The sequence below is a fragment of the Bradyrhizobium sp. MI1.3 genome (genome assembly GCF_055811695.1).
In genome coordinates this window covers 1-19716 of sequence record NZ_JBVVPQ010000039.1, presented here as the reverse complement: position 1 = coordinate 19716, position 19716 = coordinate 1, and the positions used below count along the sequence as shown (strand labels likewise).

The following is a 19716-nucleotide window of genomic DNA, read 5'->3' as shown; positions in this document are numbered from 1 at the left end:
CCCCATTTGCAAATCTCTATGACACGGCAGAAGCCAATCCGCCACTATCGCGCTTCGTCAACTGTCGACGCCCGCGCTTCGGTGGTAGCCCGAACCTCGGTGAAGCCCTAGGTCAGGATCCGTCGCCTGCACATGCTAGATCCTCGCCGTCGACTCCGTGCTCAGGCTGTAGTTGGGCAGGCGGGCGCGGCCGCTTCGAAGGCCCGTATTGTGTGGAGCGGCTTTAGCAGCACCTCGCTACCGTATATGCCTCGGTCGCTTCACGTCCCAGCTCAATGTTCGTCATGCTTATTCGCTGTAGGACCGTTGTGGACCTGTTTCGGCGGTCTCGTTTGAGGCCAAGCAACGCCGAGCCCGCTCGATCTGGCTGTTGGTGGCTCCCTGATTGCGGGCATACATCTCGGCCACAGCCGCCGAATACCTCGCAACGTAGTATCGGACTTCCGAACAGGAAATCCGCTCTCCCGGTCTGTGCTGGCGCGCGGCATAAGCTTCAGAGCTCACCGCGATCAGGAACAGGGCGGCGGCGCCGATCCAACGCGTAACAGTCATTGTGTCCCCCACAGCTACAAGGTTCGTTGCGGGAGCTGGCCTGAATCGTTCTGACTGTGCAAATTAACATTCACGCACTCGCGCAAGGTGTTGTGGAGTGTTGCTTTCCTGCTGCACATGCCAGAGCCGTAGAATCTGAGCAGACTTGTGCGCGCAATATGTGGGATCACGCCTTGCTCCCGGCGCCCGGTCATATGGATCCCCCCGTACTGACTTTGCGCCAGCCTCGATCTTCGTCGTGCGCCCTTGAGGGACGATCGCACGGACACGCCCAGGCTCCTGCCGAGCCGGCGGCTCTCCTAGCGCCGACGAGCCACCCACAATCCAAGTAGAAACGCGGCGAAGAGCGACTGCAATGAGGAAGTCGGGGTTGCGGCGGGCTATTTGCTTCAACCTCGGGAAGTCATCAGGCGGTTCCGGCATCTGAATTCTGCATGAACTCTTCGAATGCTTTCCGCTCTCCGCAGCTCAAATGCAGGGCGTGCTTCGTGCGTCGCTCCAGGATATCTGCAGGCCTGCTCGCCCATTCTGCCTCCTGCAGATAGTGGACCTCGCGTTCATAGAGCAGCCCGCCGAAGTGCCGCCCGAGCTCCGGGATGCTCCGCACGGTGCCTAGGAGGTCCCACGCACGGGTACCGTAGAGGCGTGCATAGTGCTGGATCAACTTGCGCGGTAAATTGGGATATTCGGCCGCGATCGCCGCCACGAACTCCTGGAACGTACCGCCGATCTGACCGCCTGGCAGTGGCCGGCCGGCGGTCCATGCCGATGACATACTCGGAAACCACGGCTGCAGCCGCTCCAGCGCCTGCTCCGCCAGCCTACGGTAGGTCGTGATCTTGCCGCCGAAGATCGACAACAGAGGCGGCTCTTCGGGCGCGCCGTGCACCTCGAACACATAGTCCCGAGTCACCGCCGACGGATTTTTCGCATTGTCGTCGTAAAGCGGCCGCACGCCGGAAAACGCATAGACGATGTCGCTCTCTGCTGGAGGCGTCTTGAAGTAGCGCGCCAGCACGCGCAGCAGATAAGCGATCTCGTCGCCGTCGATCGCGACATTCTCGGCGCTTCCCTCATAGGGAATGTCCGTGGTGCCGATCAGCGCAAGGTCATCCTCATAGGGATTGACGAAGATGACGCGGCCATCCTCGTTTTGCAGCAGATAGGCTTGCGGCCCGCTCCAAAATTTCGGCACCACGATATGGCTGCCCTTCACCAGACGCACATTGTGTGACGAATTGAGTTTTGCCACTCCCTGGACGACATCCTGCACCCACGGCCCCGCTGCATTGACCAGTGCACGCGCCCGCACGCGTTGTGAGCGTCCGTCCTCGCTTAGCATCTCAAGCAGCCAGGTCTCGCCCTCCCGCCTGGCACTCACGGCGCGCGTGCGCGGCAGGATCATCGCCTCCTTCTCCCTGGCAGCGATCAGATTCAAGACCACCAGCCGCGCATCATCTACCCAGCAGTCGGAATATTCAAAGCCGCGCCGGAACTCCGCCTTGAGCGGCGCGCCTTCGGGCGCCTTGGCGAAATCCAGTCCGCGGCTTGCCGGCAGCTGCTTGCGGCCACCGAGGTGATCGTAGAACAACAGCCCGGCGCGGACCAGCCAGGCGGGCCGCTGCTCAGGCGAGTGCGGGAGCACGAAGCGCATCGGCCAGATAATATGCGGCGCCGAGGCGAGCAGCACCTCGCGCTCGATCAGCGCCTTGCGTACCAGGCGTAACTCGTAGTATTCGAGATAGCGCAGGCCACCATGGACGAGCTTGCCGGAGCGCGACGAGGTGCCCTCGGCGAAATCGCCCTTCTCGCACAGCAGAACCTTCAGGCCGCGCCCTGCCGCATCACGCGCGATCCCGGCGCCGTTGATGCCCCCGCCGATGATGGCGAGATCGACCAGCCCGTGATCCCTCCCCGGCGCCGTCGCTGACATCACGTCCGGCTGCGCTTGATCTCAATCGCCAGGCGCGCGGCGGCCTTCTTTGCCTTGCCAGGTTTGGCCTTGGCAGGTTTTTTGGGCGTCTGCAGGCCGTAGGTCGAGAAGCCTTTGGCGGTGTCGGCAATCTCGGCTTCGCTCAGAATGTGCGACTGACCGAGCGCCAGCGACAGATAATATTGCCGCGCGATGGTCTCGAGCTCGACTGCGAGCCACATCGCCTTGTCGAGGTTGGCGCCAACCGCGATCATGCCGTGATTGGCAAGCAGGCAACCGTTGCGTCCTTCGAGCGCGGCGAGCGCGAGTTCCGACAATTCGGCGGTGCCGTAGCGCGCATAGCCGGCGCAGCGGATGTCGTGGCCGCCAAACGCCGCCATCATGTAGTGGCAGGCGGGGATCGGCTTGCGCGCGATCGCCAGCACCGTGGCGTAGGTCGAATGGGTGTGTACGACGCCGCCGACATCCGGCCGGCCGCGCATGATGTCGAGATGGAAGCGCCATTCGGTGGAGGGCTGGAGCGGTCCCGACCATGAGCCGTGCTTGCCTTCGAGCGGCATCGCCGCGATCATCTCCGGCTTCATCGCATCATAGGGCGTCGCCGATGGCGTGATCAGCATGACATCCTTGTAGCGCGCCGAGATATTGCCCGAGGTGCCCTGGTTGAGGCCGGAGGCGTTCATCCATCGGCACTTGGCAATGATCGCTTCGCGTAACTGGCGCTCCTCACGGGTCATCTCCACATACCTCTCCTCGTCAACATGGATTGAGCGGCGGCTCGCCAGCGAGATAGCGGCGAACCTCCTCGGCCGCTTGGTCGGCGGCGACGGTTACTGTGCGCACTGAGGCGCCGGCGATATGCGGCGTCAACGTGACATTGCGCAATTGCAGTAACGGCCAATCCGGCGGCACCGGCTCGACCGCGAACGTATCAAGCGTGGCGCCGGCCAGCCGCCCTGCGGATAATGCCTCATGTAGCGCCTTGTAATCGACCAGCGGGCCCCGCGCGGTGTTGATCAGGAATGCGTCCTTCTTCATCGCGGCCAGTGCGTCGTGGCCGATGAATCCCGTAGTCTCCGGCGTCACCCGCGCATGCAGCGTCACCACATCGGCCCGCGTCAGGAGGTCGGCAAGCGCGACATGCTCGACACCGTCATTGCGGTCCTGCGCGCTGATTTGCACATAGGGGTCTGCGACAAGGATCTTGCAGCCGAACGCTTTCAACAGCTTCACCACGCGGCTGCCGATCGCGCCATAGCCGACGATGCCGATCGTCATCTCGCCGAGTTCGCGCCCGGTGCGATCGGCACGATAGAGATCGCCGCGCCATTCGCCGCCGCGTAGCGATTCATGCCCGCTGCGGATCAGCCGGGTCTCCGCGAGGATCGCGCCAATGGTGAACTCAGCGACGGCGCTGGCGTTGCGGCCGGGCGTGTTGACGACCAGCACCTTGTGATCGCTCGCCGCCTGCATGTCGATATTGACCGGCCCGCCGCGCGACACCGCGATGAACTTCAGCTTCGGCAGCCGCTCCAGCATCGCCCGCGAGACCGGCGCCAGATGCGTGACCAACAGCGACGCATCGCCGATGAAGGACACGACTTCGTCGGGATCGCCCATGAACTCCTTCAGGCCGTCGAGCTTGGAGCCGGCATAGCCGTGCTCCATCGGCTCGTCGGGCCATGGCTGCTCGAGGGTGCGGATATCGATGCCGTTGCCGCAGGCCGCCGTGATCTTCTCGACGAAGATCGAGGGAAGCATGAATCGATCCCCAATGACGGCAATGGATTTAGACATGACCAGCTCCCGCGCGCAGCGCCGCGAGCTGCTTCCAGACCGGATGTGACGCCAGCCGGGCATCGAGATAGGCCGGGAACATCTTTGCATAGCGCGCGGCCAATGCCGCGTCAGGCGCCTGCGGTTCGTTCAAATAAGGTCTCACCCAATCCTCGGCACAATCAGTCATGTTGGAATAGAGTCCGGTCGCGACGGCTGCGATCATCGCAGCTCCCGCAGCACCGGCTTCGCCGCGGCTACAGACGCGAACGTTGCAATCGAGCGCAGCGCTCAAGATCACCCCCAGCGCGCGGCTCCTCGCCGCGCCACCCGTGATCCGCACGTCGCGCGGCAGACTTCCCATCGCGGCGTAGCAATCGCGGGCGGCAAAGGCGAGCCCTTCTATCACCGCGCGCATCAGGTCCCAATAGCCATGGCGCGAGCGCAGGCCGAGGAACTGCGCGCAGGCCTCATGCGCGACGAACGGACCGCGCTCGCCGGCATCGGAGATGAAGGGGTGAAACAGCAGCGCGCCGGGCTTCGCCTCCAGCACCCGATCGTCCAGCCGCCGGATCATGTCGGCGCGCGTCCGCGCCACGCCCTCGGCCGCGAGCAGATCGCGCGCGAGATCGAGCAGCCAGTCGATGTTCAGCGTCGCTGCCATGTTGGATTGCATCTGGGCGTAGTGGCACGGCACCGGGAACGGCATGGTGTAGCCGGTCGCTTCCGCGTTCAGCGTCACTGCGCCCGCGCTCGACGCTAGCCGCATATGCATGCCGGTCGAGCCGATGATGGTGCAGCCGACATCGGGTGCCGGATCGTAAAGCCCCGCGCCGAGCGCATTGCAGATCACATCGACATAGCCGAGCGTAACAGGCACATCGACGGGCAGACCGGCTTCTTCCGCCGCGGTCGCGCTGAGCGGATGGGTCGTCGTCACGCCGTCGACGACCTCGGGAAACAGCCGCATGCAATCGGAGATGCCGATCAGCCGCGCCGTTTCGGCATCGAAGCGGCGCTTGTGGAATTCGCCGCAGGAGAATGTGGCCTCCGACGGATCAGTGGCGCGCTCGCCGGTGAGGTTGAAGTAGAGCCAGTCCTTGCAATGGAACGCCGTCGCCGCGCGCGACAGGGTTTGCGGCGCATGCGTCTGCAGCCAGGCCAGTTGCGGACCCTGCTGACAGGCATTCAACCCCGAGCCGGTGCGCCGATGGAGCGCGATGTTGCGCTCGCTGGCCCTGATATCGTCAACGATCTCGGCAGAGCGTGAATCCAGCCACAACAACGCTGGCGCCACCGGGCCGCCGCCATCGTCGATCAGCCAAGTGCCGTCGCCCTGCCCCGTCACCGCAATCGCCGTCACGCGCGTGGCAAGCTCGGGCACTAGCGCCGCCAGCCCGCGCAGCGCTGCGACCGTATCTGTCCAGGTCCGCGCCATGTCCTGCTCGACACGCCCGCCGGGCAGCGTGACGTAGGTATTCGGCAGCGAGGACTCAGCCAACTGCTTGCCGTCCCGCGTGAACGCCACGGTCTTGATCAGGGAGGTACCGGCATCGATGCCGACGATCACGTCACGGCGCTGCGGATTGAGCATCGTCAGCGCACCTCCGCATGACGGATGCAGGTGCCCTCAGTGCCAAAAATGTGCAGATGGCGCGGCTCCAGCCCGAAGGAAATGACGTCGCCCGGTCGCGCCGCCACCCTGCCCGCCGTCACGGCGATCAGGAAATTTCCGGCACATTCGCCGGCGACGTGCGACTGGTCGCCGAGCCATTGATTAGAGACGATGCGGACGCGCACGTCTCCGCTGCCGACCGCGACCTTCTGCGGCCGGATGCCGACGCGCACGCGCGGCGTCTGCTGCAGCGCCTGTTGAGCGGTGGAATCTAGCCTGTCGCCCGGAATCAGAAACGCCATGGCGCTGCCGACCGACAGGCGGAAACCACCATCGGCGCGCGCCACCTCGGTCTCCAGAAGATTCATCGGTGGTTCGCCGATGAAGCTGGCGACGAACAGGTTGGCGGGCCGGTTCTTCAGCTCCTTTTCGCTGGCGAATTGCTGCAGAATACCGTCTTCCATCACCGCGATCCGGTCGGCGAGCGCGCTCGCCTCGGTCTGGTCATGGGTGACGAAGATCGCGGTCATGCCGCGCTCGGCCAGTAGGCCCTTGATCCGTCCGCGCAACACCGCGCGCAGCTGCGGCTCGAGCTGGCCCATCGGCTCGTCGAGTAGATAAAGATCTGCATCGCGCACCAGCGCCCGCGCCAGCGACACCCGCTGCTGCTGTCCACCGGAGATCGCCCGCGGATAGGCGTCCAAGATGTCCTCGATTTCGACCAGCCCCGCGATCGCATCGACCCGCCGCGTCACCTCGCCGCGCGACAGCTGCTGGACCTTCAGGGCGAAGCCGATGTTCTCGCGCACTGTCAGCGGCGGGTAAAGCGAATAGCCCTCGAAAGCCATCGCCACCTTGCGCCGCGCCGGGGGCAGCGCCTCGATCCGCCGCTTGTCGAGCGCGATCGAGCCTGAAGTGACGTCCTCGAAGCCCGCGATCATGCGCAAGGTCGAGGTCTTGCCGCAACCGGACGAGCCGAGTAGCGCGACGATCTCACCCTTGCCCACCTCCATGTCGAGCGCGCGCACGGCGTGCACCGGCGGCTTGCCGCGACTGCGGTAGACCTTGTCGACATTCTCTAGCTCGAGCATGCCCCTCGTCGCTCCTATGCCGCCTGGCGCCGGTGCGGCAGCCCGATCCGAACACCGGTCGCACGATCGAACAGCAATGATGCTTCCGGCGCGAAGCGGACGAAAACGTCATCGTCGGCCACGGTCGCGCTTGGCGGCAACGCCGCCAGCCATTCAGTACCATCCGTGAAGCGCAACAGCAGCACCGCCTTCTCATGCATCGGGGTGACCGCGACGACGCGCGCCGGGATGGCATCGCCGGTGGCTACTTGCGAGATCACGAGATCATCGGGCCGCACCCCGACCCAGCACGCCCCCAGATCCATCGGCTGGTGGTCTGCCGTATCGAGCCGCACGCGCGTTCCTGAGATATCTGCGAACAAGACGCCACGCTCCGCGACGGGCACGACCTCGGCGAGATTGATGCTGGGATCGCCGAACAGCCGCGCCACCGCAACTGTGGCCGGCCGGGCATAGATCTCCTCGGGACGCGCGACCTGCACCAGGCGCCCCTCGATCAGCACCGCGATGCGATCGGCAATCGCCATCGCCTCGCGATAATCCTGAGTCACATAGAGCACGGACGCCGAGCCGCGCCGCAGCAAGGTCGGCAGTTCGAGCCGCATCTCATAGCGCAACTTGGCGTCGACATTGCGCAGGGGATCATCGAGCAGCAGCACCTCGGGATTGCCGATCAGCGCGCGGGCCAGTGCCGTGCGCTGCTTCTGTCCGTTCGACAGTTCGCGCGGACTATGATCAAGGACATGTTCGATCTTCAACAAGTGGCTGATCGACTGGACTTTTGCGGACACGTCGGCGCCCGCGTCCCGCGCCCGCAAGCCGCTCGCGATATTGGCGCGGGCAGTCATGTGCGGAAACAGCGCAAAGTTCTGGAACGCCATGCCGATGCCGCGCCGCTCGGGCGGCGCGCCGACGATCGAGTGGCCGCCAACCAGGATGTCGCCCTCGTCCGGCTCGAACATCCCAGCGATCATCCGCAGCAGCACGGTCTTGCCGCTCCCGGACGGACCGAACACGGCCACGATCTCGCCCGGCTCGACGGCCAGCGAGAGATCGGCGGCGCAGCTCACAGCGCCTAATGCCTTACCCACGGAAGAGAGTTCGAGACGCGCCATGCCCTAGCCTTTCACCGCGCCGAGCGACAGGCCCTCGACCAGATAGCGCTGCGCATAGAGCGCAAGCAGCAAGGTCGGTGTCACCGAGAGCACGATCGCCGCGGCGATCTGGCCGTACTGGATGCCCGAAGCAGTGACGAAGGCCAGTGCACCGACCGTCACCGGCTGCTTGTCCGCCGAGGCCAGGATCAGTGCAAAGACGAAATTGTTCCAGCAGAAGATGAAGGACAACAGCCCCGCCGCAGCAATGCCCGGACCCGCGAGGGGTACCGCGATCCGCGTAAAGGCCTCGCGCCAGGAGTGGCCGGCTAGCCGATAGGCATGCTCGATATCCGGGCTGATATCCTCGAAATAGCCGCGCACGATCCACAGGATCAGCGGCAGCGCGATCAGCTGATAGACCCAGACGATCCCGAAATAGGTGTCGTTGAGCCCGAGCTGCTGGTAGTAGAGCGACAGCGGCAGCAGCACCAGCAGAGGCGGCGCAAAGCGAAACGACAAGAGCGTGAAGGCGATGGTCTCGCCGAGACGAAATTTGAACCGGGCGAAGGCATAGGCGGCGGGCACGCCGAGCAACAGCGCGAGCAGCACCGCCGCGCTCGACAGCACAAAGCTGTTCATCAGGTTGCGCATGAAGGAGATCTCGAGATTGCCGGCTGTGGTACGCAGCTGGCCGGAGATCAGCGCCCGGTAGTTGAAAAGCGTCGGCTCAAACAAGATGCGCGGCGGTATCCGCAGGATCTGCTCGTTGCTCTGGAACGACATCAGGAATATCCAGACGATCGGAAACATGAAGAACACCAGCACCAGCGCCAGCGCCACGCCTCGAAAAACTCGACCTGCCAGACTGCTGTGCTCCATCGCGGTCCCCTGATCGCCTAGGCGTGGCCGTGCGCGCGCTCGCGCAACCGCAGCCAATTCTTGATGAAGATGTTGGAGAGGATGTTGGTGATCAGCCAGAGGATCATCAATAGCGCCGCCGAGCGGCCGACATTGGTGTACTGGAAAAATTCGAGATAGGCCTGCACCTGGAACACCATCAGCCGGTCGCCGGGTCCTCCTTGCGTCATTGCATAGATGATGTCGAACTGCTGGATCGAGTCCAGAAGGCGAAACAGCGAGGCCGTGATGATATAGGGGGTCAGCATTGGCAGCGTGATGCGGAAGAACACGAAGCTCGCTGGCACGCCGTCGAGCGCGGCGGCCTCGAACGGCTGGCGCGGCAGCGAGCGCAGACCTGCCAGCAGAAGGATCATCATGAAGGGCGTGTAGACCCAGACATCGACCAGAACCACGGTGAACAGCGCCGTCGAGGGATCAGAGGCCCATTTGAAATCATGGATGCCAAGCAGGCTCACAGCATAGGACAGGATGCCGAAGCTCGGATTGGTCATCAGCTTCCACATCAGGGCGGCGATCGCCGGTGCCGTCATCAGCGGCAGCAACAGCATGATCGACACTGCGTTGTGGAAGCGGGTCGGCCGCCTCAGCAACAGCGCGATCCCTAGACCAAGCAGCAACTCCGCGACAACGGTCACCGCGGTATAGACCAATGATATCTTGAGCGTATTCCAGAAGGCGGGGTCGGACAGAAAGTCGATGTAATTGTCGACGCCGATGAAGCCGCGCAGATAGGGCAGGTTCAGCCGGTAGCGCTGCAGCGAGTACACCGCCGCGGTGACGAAGGGCACCAGGATGGCGATACAGACCAGCAAGGCCGGCAGGCTCAGCAAGTAAGGCAGCCAGCGGCCGCGCGGCCTCGGCTTGAGGCGCGCCGTCGCGCTGGTCTGGAGGAGTTGGGCCATGCTCATGATGATAACGGATCAGCTGTGGGCGTGAACACCGCCGGTTCGGAAAGGGCCTCGATCCCAACCGGCGGGTTGGCGTGGTGCGGAGGAAGCTCCACCACGCGATGCGTCAACCTAAACCCGCCTGCTTGAGCTGGCGGTTGATATTGTCAGCGAGCTTGTCGAGCCCCTCATCGACGCTGACCTCCTTGGCGACCATCTTCTGCAGCGACGCCGCCCACTCCGTGGTCAGGTCGAAGAACAGGGGCTGCGCGGTGAAGTAGATCTTTGCGCCGGGCGCCGAGACATCGTGCTGCTCCAGATAGCCCGGATAGGATTTGCCGATCCGGTCGCGGAATTCGGAGTCTTTCCACACGGACGCGCGCACCGGGTTGACGAAATCCATCTTCCGCGCGCCGAACAGGTCATGCTCGGTCGAGGCCGCCCATTGCATGAACAGCCAGGCCGCGTCCTTCTGCTTGGAGAAGCTCGACATCGCCAGCGACCAGATCCACACGTTCGGCGTCGGCGCCTTGGCCGCCGGGTTCGCCGCGAACGGCGCATAGCCGAGATGGCCCCGCTCCTTGTTCTCGCCGCCGTTCATGAAGTAGCCGAGGATGTCCGCATCGAAGATCATGCCGGAGGCGCCAGCGCCAAGGTCGGTGCCGACCTGGTACCAGGTGTAGGTCGACCAGTTCTTCGGACCCGAGGTCTGGATCATCTTGACCCACTTCTCGTGGAAGTCCTTCGAGGCCTTGGTGTTCATGGCGGCCTTCAGCTTGCCGCCTTCCATGACGAAATCCTTCTGGCCGAAGTTCGAATAGGCCGACAGGAAGCCCGGATGGATCGTCGCCCAGGAGCGCGAGCCGCGGACGCCGATACCGTAGGGACCGCCGGCATCCTTGGTGATCTTGGCCGCGACCTCGAGCATCTCGTCAAGATTCTTCGGCGGTTTGACGCCAACCTTGTCGAAGATGTTGCGGTTGTAGGTGATGTTGTTGAGCTCATAACCCCAGGGGATGCACCACTGCTTCGCCTTGCCGGAGCCGAGTTCGGAGCCGGCGACGCCATCCCATGCGGTCGAGGCGCGCAGGCCCGGCAGGACGTCGTCCCAAGCAAAGGATGGGTTCGTCTTGGCGGGATCGTTGATGTAGGTGTTGAGGTCTTCGATCCAGCCGGCCGGACCATAGGTCCACGTCATGTAGGCGCCGGTCATGAAGGCGTCGTACTGGTCCGACTTCGACGAAAGCGCCGCCGTCACCTTGTCGAAATAGACGTCCTCAGGAAAGATGTCGTAGGCCAGGTTCATGCCCGTCAGGGACTTGAAGGCTTCAATGTCCCCGATCATCGCGTCAACGTAGGGGTGCTTGTTGAGCAGCAGCTTGATCGTCTTGCCGCTCTGGGACTTCCAATTGAAGTCGGCTGCCATCGCCCGCGATACCGAAGATGCGAAGGCGGCATTGGCGGCGGCCCCGGCGATCCCGAGCTTGGCGGCGCCATCCAGCAGGTCACGCCGGCTGATGCGTTTGGCAGCGTAGGACTCGAATAGATTCTTCTCTCGATCGTACACTTAAACCTCCCTGTTCTAGCGTTTACTTCCCTTCCGACCTTCTTTTTTTCCTTTGCCGGATGTGACCTCCGGCTTGTCAGCAGTGAGCGCAGACGCGGTCGCTTCGTCGATAATGAGCCCGTGCAAAAGGCCGCTCTTCAACACCGCGCGCAAAGCCGTCAACTTGGCGAGGCCGCCGGCGACGGCGACGATGCGATGCTTTTTCAGATCCGCCCGGGTCATCGAGGTGGCGCGCGCCGACAGGTCGGTATCGAGCAGTGCCCCGTCGTCGTTGAAGAAATGACCGAGCAGGTCGGCACAGGCCCCTGCGCGCTTCAGTTCCGTGACCTCATCAGGTCTGATCATGCCACTCGACACCAAAAACCCATCGCTGTGGATCTGGCCGATGCCGACGAACAGGAGCGATGCCTTGCGTGCCAGCGCGAACACATCGGCGATGCCGAATTGCTGCATCAGAACGGCGCGATCGGCCACGGAGTTCGCAAACACCGGCACCGGCAGCAGGTAGGCTTCCGCGCCGGTGCGTTCAGCCAGCCGGTGGATCACGTCAAACGGATTGGCGGCGAATTTCCGCGTCAGGCCGCCGAGCAGCGAGACGAACTGCACCTCGCGCGCCGGCGTCTGCGGCAGCTGCTCGACCACGGCGGCGAGCGTACGGCCGTGGCCGACGCCGATGACTTTGTGCTCGCCGCGTTCAAGCGCCTGGCGCAGGAAGCTTGCGCCTTCCAGCGCCAGAGCCTTCAGCGGAAAAGCGCCTTCGCCGAGGTCGGGCGCCACGCGGCAGTAGGACAGGCCGTAGCGCTCGGCCAGGACGTTTTCCAGCGCCACGCACTCGGCGATGGGTCCCTCGACGAACACGCGGATCATGCCTTCGCGACTGGCCCGCGCGATCAGCCGGTGAGCTTTCGTGCTCTGGATGTTGAGTCGGTCCGCCACTTCCGACTGAGTCAGTCCCCCAGCAAAATGCAGCCAGGCGGCACGCGTCGCGAGCGAGGCCTCGCCATCCATCATCGGCAGTCTGTCGCTGGATGCGGTCACGCGCGGAAAAGCCTCTTGCAATTTTCTTCACGGCTTGCAAAAAATTGCAGAGGTCGGGCGGGGCGTCAATCCCCCAAACGTGCTGCAGCGCAATCGTTAGCCCGCCCGAGCCCCGAAAGATCAGGCGCATCAGCGATAAAGCGGGCCGCAAAAGCTTCGGTAAGGTCGAATGGCAGGCTTGTTCCTTGGCATTGACGTCGGCACCAGCGGGGTCCGCGCCTGCGCGATCGACGCGCAGGCCGCCATCCGGGGCCAGGCGTCGGCCGGACTGCCGCCGCCGCGCGTCAATGGCAACGCCGTCGATCAGCAGCCGGAGCTATGGTGGCAGGCAACGCTTGCCGCGCTCCGTAAGCTCGGCGAGCACGTCGATCTCGGCGCGGTCGAGCAGATCGTCGTTGACGGAACGTCTGGAACTTTGCTGCTCGTCGATGACGCCGGCCGGCCGTTGACGCCGGGCCTGATGTACAACGACGCCCGCGCAAAGGACGAGGCCGCGCGCATTTCCGATGTGGCTCCAACAGACAGCGGCGCGCATGGCGCCAGCAGCGCACTCGCAAAGCTCTTGCATCTCCTCGCTCGTGATGACGTCAGCCGTGCGCGCTACGCGGTGCACCAGGCCGACTGGATCGCCGGCCGCCTCGCCGACCGTCACGGCATCAGCGACGAGAACAATGCGCTGAAGCTCGGCTACGATCCCGTAACGCGGACATGGCCCGGCTGGCTCGATGAGCTCGGCGTGCCCCGCCATCTGCTGCCCGAGACCACGATTCCGGGGACGGCCTTCGCCGACATCGATCGCAATATCGCGCGCATGCTCGGTCTTTCTCCGCGAGCGAAGATCGCTGCAGGCACCACCGACGGCGTGGCCGCGTTCATCGCCACGCGGGCCGACGCAGTCGGCGATGCCGTCACTTCGCTCGGCACCACGCTGGTGGTGAAGCTGCTGGCCTCGCAGCCGATTTTCGCGGCCGGCCAGGGCGTTTATGCACACCGGCTCGGCGATCGCTGGCTGACCGGTGGTGCCTCCAATTCCGGCGGTGCGGCGCTGTTGATGCACTTCTCGCCCGACGACATGGAGCGCTTGACGCCTCAGCTTGAGCCGGAGGCACCGACCGGACTCGATTACTATCCCCTGCCAAAGCCCGGTGAGCGTTTTCCAATCGCAGATCCGACGCTGACGGCGCGGATCACGCCACGGCCGGCGGAAGACCATCGGTTCTTCCAGGGCTTGCTCGAAGGCATCGCGTCGGTAGAGGCGCTCGCCTACCGGCAGCTCGCAAAACTGGGTGCGCCAGCGTTGCGGCGGGTCGTCAGCATCGGCGGCGGCGCGCGGAACAACAACTGGACCGCAATCAGGCAGCGCACGCTGGGCGTGCCCGTGACGGTCGCCGAGCAAACCGAAGCGAGCTTTGGCGCGGCGCTGCTTGCGCTGAACGGTGGTCCGCCATGACCATTGCCAGGACCATCACCGGCCTTCGCACTATCGCCGATCACTTTGATCACGTGCTGCTCGATCAATGGGGCACGCTGCATGAAGGCATGACGGTGTTTCCCGCCGCCCATGACTGCGTGAGGCGCCTGCACGAGGCTGGCAAACGGATCCTGATCCTCTCCAATTCCGGCAAGCGCGCCAGCAGCAATCAGCGGCGCCTCGCCGCCCTGGGCTTATCGCCGGACATTTACGATGGTGTGTTATCATCAGGCGAAGTGACCTGGCAGAGCCTGAAGGCACGCGCGCAGACGCCCTTCACGGACCTCGGCCAAGCCTGCTTCCTGATCTCGCGCGATGGCGACCGCTCCATCGTCGATGAGCTCGACCTGGCCCTGGTTCCAGATATCACATCCGCCGACTTCATCCTGCTCGCGGGCCTCGACGACAGCGTTGCGGAACCGGAGCCATGGCGCGAACGCCTCACGGTGGCGGCCGTCCGCAAACTGCCGATGCTGTGCGCCAATCCCGACCTCGTGATGTTTGGGGTGACCGGGCTAATCCCGGCTCCGGGCGCGCTGGCGGCCTTTTATCAGCGGCTCGGCGGCAGGGTTTCGTTTATCGGCAAACCACACGCGCCGATGTTTGCCGCGGCACTGGAACGATTGGGCCATCCCTCGCCCGACCGCATCCTCGTCATTGGGGATTCCATCGATCACGACATCGCCGGTGGGCGTGCGGCGGGCATGCTGACCTTGCTGGTCGGCGCGGGCGCGCATCGGGAAACACTTGCAGGATCGCACAATGTCGCACACGCGATCCGGCAGGTTGCCGGCGCGGATGCGCGGATGCCGCACTGGACTGTGCAGCATCTCAGTTGGTGAGGATCGCTTCATGAAACAGCCTCGCGCCTTGTCCGAACTTCGCCGTATGTCCGCCCGCGTCGGCAAAAACATCCTGCTGGTGCAGGGCGCCGGGGGCAATTCTTCCGTCAAAGAAGGCGACGTGCTCTGGGTCAAAGCCTCAGGCACTTGGCTCGCCGACGCCGAAGACAAGGACATCTTCGTGCCGGTCGCGCTGTCAGACGCTCGCACCGCTCTGGCGCGCGGCGATGATCGGGTGCCGTTGGCCCCTAATACTATAACTCAACTACGCGGTTCGATTGAGACTGCGCTGCACGCGTTGATGCCGCATCCTGTCGTACTGCACGTCCATTCCGTTAACACCATCGCATGGGCGGTGCGCACCGACGCTCACCAAGAGTTCGAACATCGCTTGCGTGGATTATCTTGGCTTCGGCTCGGCTACTTCCATCCGGGCCTGCCGTTGGCCCAAGCGGTCAGCGAAGCGATCGCGCATGTCCACGTCAACGTGCTGATCCTCGGTAATCACGGCTTGGTCGTGGGGGCCGAAACTTGCGCGGGCGCGGAAGCCCTGGTGATGGAAGTCGAAGCGCGTCTGGCGCTGCCGCCACGCAGTGCCGCGTCAGGCGATCAGAACGCGCTCTGCATTACCTGTGCAGGTACTGATTATCGCTTACCCAAAGATCGGATCTGTCACGGCATCGCGACCGATCGCTATTGCCGCGTTATTGCCACCAGCGGATCCCTGTATCCCGATCACGTCGTCTTTCTCGGGCCGGGCTTGCCGATCTTGGAGCAAGGCGAAAGCCTGCAAAATATGAGCTTGCGCGCCGAGGCTGCAGGGCAATCACCGCCCGTTGCTCTGCTCGTCCCTGGACTTGGCAGTCTCATCCGCACTGACGCCAGCGCTGGCGCCGAAGCCTTGCTGAGCTGCCTCGCCCTCGTGACCAGCCGCCTCCCCCTCGACGCCGAGATTGTGTATCTCTCCTCCGAGAGCGAGCATGATTTGCTGAACTGGGACGCGGAGCGCTACCGCCAGCAGCTCACAGCAAGCCGCTGACGAAGCCTGAGTAGCCGCCGGTCTTCCCGGCTACATCTGAAAGACCGATAGCCCGGCAATTCCGTGGTTCATAATCTAGGAACCTCAAACGCGCCGGGCTGAATCCATCGCGCCATCAGAAGCGTCTGTAAGGCTAGGTACTAAATTTTTACAGAGACCTCGGGATGACGTTCGTATTCGCGCCGTCGAAACACTCAAGCTGATGGTCCACGCGATGTTGCCGTCAGTGACGATGAGAATTACTGCCGTTGGGGATCAGCAGAGGTGAGCCCTACCTAGTTAGCCTGCTCAGTCCCTTCAACCTGACCAGGAGCCGACTAGTTGGTAAGGTTATTACAGCGAGATGGGAGGCGTAGGGTTCGCGTTTGAACTCTCCCGCGCCGTCATTACTGTGATTGAATTGCCAATTGCCTTTCCCGCCGCGCGGACGGTGTCGATGAACAGCTTCGCGGCCGGGTTGAAACCAATCGGACCACCATGTCCTCTAGCTCCATCGCCAGTATCGCCAAGAAAGCGCCCACGGAGGCTGAGGCGGATTTTGCCACCTGGCTCATGATGGCCAAGCTCGGTGGTTTCGATGACCTGCCGTCCAGCGCCCAAAGCTTTCTGACTAACTATCGAACTCGGCCGCTGTAGACCTCGCGAACGGCTAGGGGCGTGGACTCGGCCCTCGCTCATTGTCTCGAGGGCGCAGCGCCGGAACCAAAGGCTCGGACGCCAGCGACAGAAAATCCGTCCCGGCACTGCTGATTTTCGCAAGCATAGTGGCACTATCGCATTCGGATTGTTAGCGCAATAAGACCGCCCGCGGATTGTGTGCGACGTCCGCTTTTCCCCCGATAGTGACCCAAATAGCGGACATCGTGCACTTCGCTTGGCCAAGAACAGACATCAAGGGGAAACCCGTGGCGTATATTGGTCGGCAAAACGGAGCCGCCGTATCCAGTACCTTTAGTGTTGAGTATCGGAGGCAAGAAATGATCGTAGCTCGTCGAGAAAGCGTGCCAAAGCCGGCTCGCCCTCCAGCATGATGTGATTCCGGCCTTCGAGCGGGACAAAGCGGGCACCGGGAATCCCCGCGGCCAGCCGACGGCCCGACTCGAACGGCACCCTCGCGTCGTTGCGGCAATGCATGACAAGGGTCGGCACCTTGACCTGCGGCAGTAGTGAACTGATTTCCACTTCGCCATTTGCCAGTAAATTGCGCGCTGCGTCTTCGGCCGAGCTCGAGATACGCTGTAGCTCGTTAAACCAGTCGGCCTGCTCCTTGTTAGCGTCCGGAATAAACTGGGACGTGAACATCTGCCTGAAGGCCGGGTTTTCCTGACCCCATCCCAGCCGCATCAGCGTCAGCATCGCATCCCCGGCCGCCTTCTCCGCCTCGGTCCTGGCGCGCTTCTTCCACCCGACGACATAGCCTCCGTAGAGAATCAGATGCGACACTCGCTCCGGATGGCGGACCGCGTAGGCAATCGAGACGGCGCACCCCTGGGATATGCCGAGCAGCGCGAACCGTTCGATGCCCGCGGCGTCGACCACCGCATCGAGGTCGTCGACGAACCGCTCGAATGTTACGTCCGGGACGTCACGATCCGAAAGCCCATTTCCCCTTGCGTCATATCGGATGAAAAGGTGCTCGCGGGAAAATTCCTGGTAGAGATGCCGCCAAATCGGACTTTCGAAGTCGAATTCGATGTGAGTCATCCAGTGCCCTGTCTTCACCAGCGGATGCCCTTGGCCCATCCGGGCGTAGGCCAGCTGCACGCCGTCCCCGGTCTGGCAGAAGTGAATTTCCTGCTTGTGTTGGACGGTTGACGCCGCCACCGTGTCTTCCGCAGACGAGGGAATCGCGGCGTCTGGAATTGCCTCGATGTCCTTGGCAGTGAGCCCGAACACGCCGACCGCGCGCGAGATGTTCTTCACAGCCTGCTCGCCCAGATCAGCAAACGCCATCGACAGCTTGTCCCGGATCTGGTCGTTCGCCGCCCTGGATATGCATACGCCGCCGGGCTCGCAGAGCGTTTCCAAGCGTGCCGCGATGTTGACGCCGTCGCCGAAGATATCGTCGCCGTCGATGATAATATCGCCGACGTTGATCCCGATCCGGAACACGACCTGCCGTTCCGCAGCGATCCCTGCGTTGCGCCCCACCATGCTGCGCTGAATCTTGACAGCACAGGCGACCGCATCCACGACGCTGGCGAATTCCACCAGCATCCCATCGCCGGTGGTTTTGACGATGCGGCCGTGGTGCTCGGAAATGCCGCAGTCGACCAGTTCCCGCCGGTGCGACTTGAGGGAATTGAGGGTCCCCACCTCGTCGGCGCCCATGAGTCGGCTGTAGCCGACCACATCCGCCGCTAGAATGGCCGCAAGCCGACGTTGCATGGCTCTTGCCCTCTCATGCCACTGCTAGTCTGCCCGCAATCAGTGGCCGCGACAAGGCTGAAGCGGGCCGGTGGAATCCGCCTCGGATCAAAAGCGCCGTTTTGGTTTTGCCGCGCACTTCCGGTCTGTCCCGATGATCGGACGTAGTCGGTGTCGGCGGCCACTTCGCAAAAGGGCCGATTGCGTTGAAAACGGCCGGAGGTAGTTCGTTGTAATGGCGCGATCGCAGATGCGGCCGAAGGGCCAGACTCTGGATGCGCTCATTGATCCGTTCCATGCATTTTCTTTGTCGCGAACTCGGATGAGGTTTGGCTCAGATCGCCATCACCTCATGATGCGGCTCCGGACCTGCCTCTGCACAGGCGGAGGATATCATCCGTGGCAAGCGCGGCGGCGGTAAGTGCACCGGGAAGCATTGACCTAGGTCATGGGCCGGGCGGTGCCATGGCCGGTGCTGGGCTATGATGGACACGATCACGTTCGTTGCCCGACAAGCGGCGAGTACGTTCAGCACCAGTTCGACGCTGAGTCGAATGCGGCACGCGCCTCCTTCATCCTCGTGCGTGCAATGCCCAGCCTGCGGCAATAACCATTTCATCAATCGCGTGACGCACAAGCTGTTGGGCCATGAAGACGACCGCTGATAGTGCCTCCACGCAAAAGCCGCCAAGGTTTCCCTCAGCGGCTTGTGTCGTTGCGTTGCGTTTGCGTAGAGGTTTGCCGCGCCGAGCGGTGCTCGAACGTAGCCCAAGCCTGCCACCCACAGGACGCACAACCTTCATGAATGAGGCAGTCGATGCGTTGCCTGTATGTCGGGGCCAACGTATCCCCGATGGGCTACCACGTGTCACTGGCGACGATGCTAATCAAGCCAGTGCTGCTGTCCTATCAGATGAAATAGATAGCCCCGCGGCCCCCGTGTGCCTCAGTATCACGACCCATGGTAGCAGCTCCATCGAGAGAGCCCCCTCCATGAAGCGGCGTAAGTATCATCCCGGCAACTTGATCCCGATGTTCCGGCTGGCTTCGAAGCTGTGCAAGCAAATGCGCGCGGCGGGCTTCACTGATAAGGGAGTCGCTGGAGTTAAAACCTGAACCGCCCCGGGTTTGCCGGAGGCCATTCGGTTTAAGTTATGCCGCCATGGCCGGCTGTTCCAGAATGGCGTAGCAGCGTTGCTCGGCTTCGGCCGGCGGTATGTTGCCAATGGGCCAGGAGCCGCCGCTTGTTGAACCAGTCCACCCATTCCAGCGTCGCGAACTCGACGGGCTCGAAGCTGCGCCATGGTCTGCGCCGATGGATCACCTCGGCCTTGTAGAGACCGTTGATGGTTTCGGCGAGAGCGTTGTCATAGGAATCTCCGACGCTGCCGACAGAAGGCTCGACGCCAGCTTCAGCCAGGCGTTCGGTGTATTTGATAGAGACGTATTGGGCGGATTCAAACGGTCGTCGCAACACCAGGAGTTTGGAGGTTGCGATGAACGTTGTAAGGCGCAGATCG

At 63.2% G+C, this 19716-nt stretch carries 14 protein-coding genes and 1 pseudogene; 3 read left to right on the top strand and 12 right to left on the bottom strand.

The features are described 5' to 3' along the window. Positions 1–958 precede the first annotated feature (958 nt). The 10 genes from AC0L3A_RS25565 to AC0L3A_RS25520 all read right to left on the bottom strand — a co-directional run bounded on the left by AC0L3A_RS25565 (position 959) and on the right by AC0L3A_RS25520 (position 12450). The gene (locus AC0L3A_RS25565) at positions 959–2485 is read right to left on the bottom strand and encodes a glycerol-3-phosphate dehydrogenase (RefSeq protein WP_473255412.1); all 1527 of its coding nucleotides are present in this window, start codon (positions 2483–2485) and stop codon (positions 959–961) included. Then, the gene (locus AC0L3A_RS25560) at positions 2485–3222 is read right to left on the bottom strand and encodes a class II aldolase/adducin family protein (RefSeq protein ID WP_473255411.1); all 738 of its coding nucleotides are present in this window, start codon (positions 3220–3222) and stop codon (positions 2485–2487) included. Before AC0L3A_RS25560 ends, AC0L3A_RS25565 begins: the two co-directional genes overlap by 1 nt. A 19-nt stretch (positions 3223–3241) precedes the next feature. Beyond that, the gene (locus AC0L3A_RS25555) at positions 3242–4282 is read right to left on the bottom strand and encodes a 2-hydroxyacid dehydrogenase (protein WP_473255401.1); all 1041 of its coding nucleotides are present in this window, start codon (positions 4280–4282) and stop codon (positions 3242–3244) included. Beyond that, positions 4275–5855: an FGGY family carbohydrate kinase gene (locus AC0L3A_RS25550; protein WP_473255400.1), complete on the bottom strand. Its 1581-nt coding sequence runs from the start codon at positions 5853–5855 to the stop codon at positions 4275–4277. The genes AC0L3A_RS25555 and AC0L3A_RS25550 overlap by 8 nt, the downstream gene beginning before the upstream one ends. 2 nt (positions 5856–5857) lie before the next feature. After that, positions 5858–6967 carry an ABC transporter ATP-binding protein gene (locus AC0L3A_RS25545; RefSeq protein ID WP_473255399.1) on the bottom strand — a complete coding sequence of 370 codons (1110 nt, stop codon included), beginning with the start codon at positions 6965–6967 and terminating at the stop codon, positions 5858–5860. A 14-nt stretch (positions 6968–6981) separates the two neighbouring features. Further along, the gene (locus AC0L3A_RS25540) at positions 6982–8082 is read right to left on the bottom strand and encodes an ABC transporter ATP-binding protein (RefSeq protein WP_473255398.1); all 1101 of its coding nucleotides are present in this window, start codon (positions 8080–8082) and stop codon (positions 6982–6984) included. A gap of 3 nt (positions 8083–8085) precedes the next feature. Beyond that, on the bottom strand, positions 8086–8943 hold the full coding sequence (locus AC0L3A_RS25535) for a carbohydrate ABC transporter permease (RefSeq protein ID WP_473255397.1): 858 nt from the start codon (positions 8941–8943) through the stop codon (positions 8086–8088). A gap of 17 nt (positions 8944–8960) precedes the next feature. Then, complete coding sequence (locus AC0L3A_RS25530) at positions 8961–9887, bottom strand: carbohydrate ABC transporter permease (protein WP_473255410.1); 927 nt, start codon at positions 9885–9887, stop codon at positions 8961–8963. 112 nt (positions 9888–9999) lie between these two features. After that, entirely contained in the window at positions 10000–11439 is a 1440-nt protein-coding gene (locus AC0L3A_RS25525) for an extracellular solute-binding protein (protein WP_007601754.1), read from the bottom strand. A 15-nt stretch (positions 11440–11454) separates the two neighbouring features. Further along, positions 11455–12450 (bottom strand): sugar-binding transcriptional regulator, encoded by a 996-nt coding sequence (locus tag AC0L3A_RS25520; protein WP_035995620.1) that lies wholly within the window; start codon positions 12448–12450, stop codon positions 11455–11457. Between the two features lie 196 nt (positions 12451–12646). Here AC0L3A_RS25520 and AC0L3A_RS25515 point away from each other — a divergent pair, with 196 nt between their 5' ends. The 3 genes from AC0L3A_RS25515 to AC0L3A_RS25505 are packed head-to-tail and all read left to right on the top strand — an operon-like array spanning position 12647 to position 15829. Beyond that, entirely contained in the window at positions 12647–13927 is a 1281-nt protein-coding gene (locus AC0L3A_RS25515; protein ID WP_007601751.1) for an FGGY-family carbohydrate kinase, read from the top strand. Next, complete coding sequence (locus AC0L3A_RS25510; RefSeq protein WP_007601750.1) at positions 13924–14790, top strand: TIGR01459 family HAD-type hydrolase; 867 nt, start codon at positions 13924–13926, stop codon at positions 14788–14790. Before AC0L3A_RS25515 ends, AC0L3A_RS25510 begins: the two co-directional genes overlap by 4 nt. A gap of 10 nt (positions 14791–14800) precedes the next feature. Next, positions 14801–15829: a class II aldolase/adducin family protein gene (locus tag AC0L3A_RS25505; protein ID WP_219681350.1), complete on the top strand. Its 1029-nt coding sequence runs from the start codon at positions 14801–14803 to the stop codon at positions 15827–15829. A 951-nt stretch (positions 15830–16780) separates the two neighbouring features. On the opposite strand, the gene AC0L3A_RS25500 is transcribed toward AC0L3A_RS25505, so the two are convergent. Together AC0L3A_RS25500 and AC0L3A_RS25495 are read right to left on the bottom strand one after the other, a co-directional pair. Continuing rightward, a complete protein-coding gene (locus AC0L3A_RS25500; protein ID WP_354171534.1) occupies positions 16781–18217 on the bottom strand; it encodes an alpha/beta fold hydrolase in 1437 nt (478 codons plus the stop codon). 1131 nt (positions 18218–19348) lie between these two features. Then, positions 19349–19716: pseudogene (locus AC0L3A_RS25495) on the bottom strand (integrase core domain-containing protein); the annotation flags it as partial.

Excerpts from the sequence above, each read along its gene's own strand:
- AC0L3A_RS25540 (WP_473255398.1), bottom strand. The coding sequence starts at position 8,082 with ATGGCGCGTCTCGAACTCTCTTCCGTGGGTAAGGCATTAGGCGCTGTG.
- AC0L3A_RS25500 (WP_354171534.1), bottom strand. The coding sequence starts at position 18,217 with ATGCAACGTCGGCTTGCGGCCATTCTAGCGGCGGATGTGGTCGGCTAC.
- AC0L3A_RS25530 (WP_473255410.1), bottom strand. The coding sequence starts at position 9,887 with ATGGCCCAACTCCTCCAGACCAGCGCGACGGCGCGCCTCAAGCCGAGG.
- AC0L3A_RS25510 (WP_007601750.1), top strand. The coding sequence starts at position 13,924 with ATGACCATTGCCAGGACCATCACCGGCCTTCGCACTATCGCCGATCAC.
- AC0L3A_RS25520 (WP_035995620.1), bottom strand. The coding sequence starts at position 12,450 with ATGATGGATGGCGAGGCCTCGCTCGCGACGCGTGCCGCCTGGCTGCAT.
- AC0L3A_RS25560 (WP_473255411.1), bottom strand. The coding sequence starts at position 3,222 with ATGACCCGTGAGGAGCGCCAGTTACGCGAAGCGATCATTGCCAAGTGC.
- AC0L3A_RS25515 (WP_007601751.1), top strand. The coding sequence starts at position 12,647 with ATGGCAGGCTTGTTCCTTGGCATTGACGTCGGCACCAGCGGGGTCCGC.
- AC0L3A_RS25505 (WP_219681350.1), top strand. The coding sequence starts at position 14,801 with ATGAAACAGCCTCGCGCCTTGTCCGAACTTCGCCGTATGTCCGCCCGC.
- AC0L3A_RS25535 (WP_473255397.1), bottom strand. The coding sequence starts at position 8,943 with ATGGAGCACAGCAGTCTGGCAGGTCGAGTTTTTCGAGGCGTGGCGCTG.
- AC0L3A_RS25555 (WP_473255401.1), bottom strand. The coding sequence starts at position 4,282 with ATGTCTAAATCCATTGCCGTCATTGGGGATCGATTCATGCTTCCCTCG.
- AC0L3A_RS25550 (WP_473255400.1), bottom strand. The coding sequence starts at position 5,855 with ATGCTCAATCCGCAGCGCCGTGACGTGATCGTCGGCATCGATGCCGGT.
- AC0L3A_RS25565 (WP_473255412.1), bottom strand. The coding sequence starts at position 2,485 with ATGTCAGCGACGGCGCCGGGGAGGGATCACGGGCTGGTCGATCTCGCC.
- AC0L3A_RS25545 (WP_473255399.1), bottom strand. The coding sequence starts at position 6,967 with ATGCTCGAGCTAGAGAATGTCGACAAGGTCTACCGCAGTCGCGGCAAG.